We start from the raw sequence: 3,440 nt of genomic DNA, 5'->3' as shown, positions 1-3,440 counted from the left end.
TCAATGGCGGCAATGGCATCTTGCAATGTACCGCGCTTCTCGCGCGGCAACTGGAAGTAGGCATCCTCCATCATGTGGGCGTTTTGCGCCACGCTGTTGCCATTCTCGCCATTTCCCAGTTGGGCGATGGTCTCATCCAACACCCGCAGCCAAGGGAAAACGTACTGGCTGATATGCTCATGATCGGGATTTTGACGGATGTAGGACCATTTACAGGTGGGATGCCCATTGCAGGCATCGTCCTCCCCGGGTTTGTCGTCTTGGTGGTGGCGCAACTGACAGTTGGGGCGTACCCCATAAAGGGACGGTTTCCCCTTATTCACGCGCTCCCGATCAAGGGCTTCCAGTCGTTTGAGAAAGAGTAGATAGGTGATTTGCTCGATGGAGGTCAAGGGGTTGGTCATCCCGCTCGACCAAAACATCGTCCACAGGTTGAAAACTTTTTTGCGGAGTTGAGGTGATAGCATAGCGGTCCTTTAGGCAAATTTTCTGGTCAGCGCCAGAATATCATCGAGTTGTTCTGTGTTGAATAGTTTTTCAGCCTGCCCAATGCGCGAGAAGGGCGGCAGGCGTAAGGTCTCTGTGGTGATGCGGTTGCGGCTGATAATGGCGGTCTGCACCATGCGCAGAAATTGAATTTGCGGGGCGCGGAATTCGGGATGTGCCTGGATAAACTCCTGAAACGCCTGACGAATAACCTCCTCCCGGCTGGGAAAAGTGGCAACCCTCAGTATATGGCGCAGAAAGTCCACAAGTTCCGCCTGCGGCTGTTCGTAAGCCTGGCGCAGGGTATCAGTGGTGATGAACAGGTCCGGACGGTTGAGAGCATTTTCCACATCGCGCAATTCTTCGTCGGTCAATGGCTCATCTCGCGAGAGTTTCTGAAGGGCAGGGTGCTGTGAAGCCAGTTCACGCACAAAGGTTTCCACCTGCTCACGGTAGGTTTCCACGAAAGCCCCCTCTCCGGCGGGGCCATAGGTCACCCAGTAACGGGCAGCAATTTCATCCGGTAAATTGAGTCGAATAATCCGCTGGGGCTGGCGCTGGCGGTAACGCATTAACGGCGCAATAGACTCTTGCAGAGACAGTATCCGTTCATAGTCCAGATACCGCCAAAAGCCATCACTTCGCGCCCAGGCAAGCGTTTCCGCTTCGGCGGCAATTTCCGGCAATTCAGGGGGCAGGCGGTCGAGGTCATCCAGGATTTTGGTGCGCAATTGCTCAACCGTTTCCAAATCGCCGCGCAGGTGCGCCGCAGCGAGTGCTTCAAGGCGCGCTTCGAATGTCATCGTTGGCAAATTGACATCTGGCAAAAAGCGTAGCAATGGAGCAATAGTTTTGCTGAGGTAATCCAGGCGTTTTTCGTCAAGTTCATCCCAGGCTTCGGCTTGAGCGATTAACTTCTGCACTTCTTCAGCATGCGGGCGGACATTGACGTTTTCGCCTGGTACACCAGCCAGGAGGGATTGCAACTGACGGACAGTATCCGCGGCGTGATCTTCCTCCCCCTGACCACGCAGCAAGAGCAACTTTTCCAACCGCAAGCGAAACAGGCGTACCGGCAGAGCTTCGGTAGGGTTGGCAACCTCACCCTCAGGGTTCATCTGGAAATAAGCAAAGTTGTCCCAAAAGTCGAGAATCAGAAAATCCTTTTTTTCCCTGCCGCTGTGAGGGTCTTTCCAAAGCCGGGTGCCGCGCCCGATCATCTGCCAGAATTTGACCTGACTATACACCGGCTTGGCAAAAACCAGGTTTTGGATGCGCGGAATATCGATGCCGGTATCCAGCATATCTACTGAGATGGCGACGCGCGGCATCTCCTCGTACTTGAAATCGTTCAGAATTTTGTCCGCCCGCTCGATATGGCTATCAATCACGCGCGCAAAGCCTTTGGCCTGTAAGGCCGGGTAGAGGCGGTTGAAACTTTTGTAGATTTCCATAGCGTGCGCGTGGCTGATGGCAAAGATGATGGATTTCTCCGGCAGCGTTCCACTGGCATCCTTGCGGCTGTTTTCCATGAATTCGCGCACGATGGCGTCATTGGTGCCGGTGTTAGTGACGCGCCTTTCCAGGTCAGTGCCTTCAAAATCGATCTCGCTCAGATCAAGACCCTGTTCCTCGATTTGCCGTTGCAGTTCCGGGGGCAACTGCCCGGCTTTGATCCCCTGAATCTGGAATTTGGTTTTGGATTCCAGCACTTTGTAATTGACCAGATATTTGTCATCCTTGGCTTCTTCAAATGAATAATTGAAAGTTGGTAAGCCGTCAGAACAGCCGAACAAGTCAAACGTATTGTGGTCGATGTAGTCGGTCGGGGTGGCCGTCAATCCCAACTGCAAGGCGTCGAAATGCTCCAGGATGGCCTTGTACCTTTTGTAGATGGAGCGGTGACTTTCATCAGCGATGATCAGGTCGTAAAAGCCAGGTGATAATTGCTGGTAAACCTGCATCATGCTGGGGTAGGTGGCGACGTGAATGCGTGCGCCTCTGTCAATGGCCCCGCCTTCAACGCGAGTGCGGCTCTGAGCGGGTAAATGTTCTTTGAAAGCCCCCAAAGCCTGACGCACTAACTCGCGCCGGTCGGCCAGGAAAAGAACACGCTGTACCCACCGACTGCGCAGAAGCACATCCACCAACGCAATTGCCGTGCGGGTTTTCCCAGTCCCCGTTGCCATGACCAACAAAATTTTTCGGTGTCGGTCTTCCAGCCGCTCGCATATCGTTTTCACCGCCTGCAATTGGTAAGGGCGGTCAATGATTTTGAGATTAGGAGCAACGGTTGTCGGATCGATTGCATACTCGCGCTGGAATTGCAACCGTTCAAGGTCATCACGGGTAAAAAAGCCGCTCACCCGGCGCACCGGATAGCGGAAACGGTCGAGAAACCAGATTTCATTTCCGTTGGCGAGGAAGATGAACGGTTCAACTCCGTAACTTGCTTGTATCAGGTCGGCGTAATCCGTAGCCTGGCGCTCCCCCACAAGAGGATCGCGGCTGGTGCGTTTTGCTTCCACAATTGCCAGGGGCTTTTCGTCTCGGCCCAGAAGGGCATAATCCGCAAATTCCACGCCATAATCCCCGGAGCCATCAGAAGTTTGGAGCGCGGCACGCGGTAATGCCAATTCTTCTATCACTTTTCGGCGCAGTGTTGACCAGCCTGCTTGATGGAGCTGGCGATCAATTAGTTCTCTGCGAGTAGTTGCTTCGTCTCTGCCTTGCGTCATGAGGGTTTCTATCCAGGATGTTCAAAACAACAAACAAAAAAACGCCGCCATCGCGAGTTGCGACTGCGGCGCAAATAGGATAAGATACCAATTCCCCACGCGCCGCAATCGCGTGGCTTGCCGCCGGGACGTGTGCGACCATGTCCCGGCGGTGTTTTTAGATAGGTGCATTGGTACGAATTTTACCACTGCCATTTGGGTATTCGTAAATTTTGG

3 protein-coding genes are annotated in these 3,440 nt (G+C 53.6%); all 3 read right to left on the bottom strand.

Features of this window, described 5'->3' with window-relative positions:
• Window positions 1-467 (bottom strand): SAM-dependent DNA methyltransferase (locus tag D6694_06065; GenBank protein RMH44195.1); only part of this gene is annotated, 467 nt, incomplete at its 3' end.
• 9 nt (window positions 468-476) lie between these two features.
• On the bottom strand, window positions 477-3,224 hold the full coding sequence (locus D6694_06060) for a DEAD/DEAH box helicase (GenBank protein ID RMH44194.1): 2,748 nt from the start codon (window positions 3,222-3,224) through the stop codon (window positions 477-479).
• A gap of 21 nt (window positions 3,225-3,245) precedes the next feature.
• Window positions 3,246-3,440, bottom strand: a 195-nt coding sequence (locus D6694_06055) for a hypothetical protein (GenBank protein ID RMH44193.1), incomplete at its 5' end; no start/stop codon positions are given.

It is taken from the genome of Gammaproteobacteria bacterium (genome assembly GCA_003696665.1).
Taxonomy (GTDB): domain Bacteria; phylum Pseudomonadota; class Gammaproteobacteria; order Enterobacterales.
Note: the sequence above shows the minus strand (reverse complement) of the source record. Positions and strands in the feature narration are given on the sequence as shown.